The organism is Halobaculum sp. EA56 (assembly GCF_051195075.1).
Lineage (GTDB): Archaea > Halobacteriota > Halobacteria > Halobacteriales > Haloferacaceae > Halobaculum.
The window spans coordinates 1-1,530 of the sequence record NZ_JBNTJX010000079.1; the positions used below are offsets into that span (position 1 = coordinate 1).

1 pseudogene is annotated in these 1,530 nt (G+C 61.6%); it reads right to left on the minus strand.

Annotated elements, in window-relative coordinates:
• Positions 1 to 1,530, minus strand: a pseudogene (locus tag ACQUQ1_RS22135) (hypothetical protein); the annotation flags it as partial.

A 1,530-nucleotide genomic window follows, 5' to 3' on the forward strand; every position in this document is an offset into this window, starting at 1 on the left:
CTCTATCCCGAAGGACTGCTCGATCGCCTGCTCGGTGGAGATGTCGCTCCCGAGCGCGAGCATGATGCTGTCGGTGTTGTGAAGCACGATACCACCGACACCATCGACGAAGTTCTCGTTCTTCGCGACACTGAGGTCGTAGACGTACCCGTCATAGTCGACCTCTGTGAGCTGTGGTTCACGTCCGCCCCGGTAGTAGTCACACGTCCGGACGGTGTACGAGCCCTTGCTGTCGCGATACTTCAGCGAGTGTTTGCGGCCCCGCTGGGTCAGCAGCGTCGAGAGGCCGGCCGCGAGTTCGCGACTCGTCGTCTCGAAGTCGAAGTTCCGTTCGCAGTACTCTTCCGAGTAACGGGGGAACTCTCGTGAACCGTCTCCCTCGATGAGTACGTCGAGGAACAGTTCCTGAAGGCCATCCGACAAGTGGAAGACGAACGAGGGGATCTGTTTACCCCGGGAGGTCTGTCCCGCGAACTCCCGGAAAAAGACCGCCGAGAGTTCGTTCATCATTTGGAGCTTCTTCGTTCGATCGTCGTAGGTCACCGCTGTATCGCCGGCAGCAGTTTCGTAGTTGATAGTCCGCTCGTCGGAGCTGTTTGCTTCGATAATCGATGTGGTCGCGTTATCGAACAGCCGTTGGTAGTCGCGCTTGAGCCCTTCGAGCCACTCACGTCGGGATTCCGAGATACTCACACCGAACTTCGAATCGGTCGTCTCGACTGTGGACGCACTTCCCTCGGTGACGTATGCGGCGAGCAGGCGGACGAGCGCCCGCCCGTCATCCCCGTCGACATCGATGTACCGCTGGACCTTCACCGTGGAGTCGAGTTGGCCGTGGTTCTCGTGGCCGAACCAGACGTGCTCGTCGTCCGCGTGGATCGATTTCGTCTTTGTGACGGCGTTGTCGGCGCCGACACTTCGACCGTCCTGATACTCCCGAGTGTACCCGTCGAGTACGTCGTACACATCGATCGTGTCCACCGAGTCGACGTCCGGGATCCCGGGAATCCGAAGCGGCTCTCCTACCTCCTCGGGTGTCGCTTCGACGTACGAGCCGTCCCTGTTCGTGATGTACGAATGATCGCGAGTCGTCGTCGATTCCCCGAACTTGTGCTGGAGTCTGACGACCGACTCGTCGACCTCGTGTCTGACCACCTCGTCTATCGTCTGCCATTCCGGCTCGCCGTTCTCCGCGAGCGAGAGCGCCTCCCACCCGGCGAGCGTACCGCGGTCTTTCCCGACGGAGGTACCCCCGACTGGACCACCGTCTGCCGTGATGAGGAGGTCGTCCTTCCGCTCGGAGCGCGCGAACAGGTCTTCGATCGGCGTGATCCGAACTCGGCCATCCGGATCCCGAACGACGACGGGCCGGTTACCGGTTACGCTGTCCCCGTACGTCACCTCGTGGTCGATCTCGCGGGCCGCTTCCTCGGTGAACTCGATCACGCGCCGCCCCATCGCCGTGATCGCGGCGGCGTTGTCCTTGTCGTACAGGCGGAATCGATCCCACCCCGACACCCCGTAGAGGCT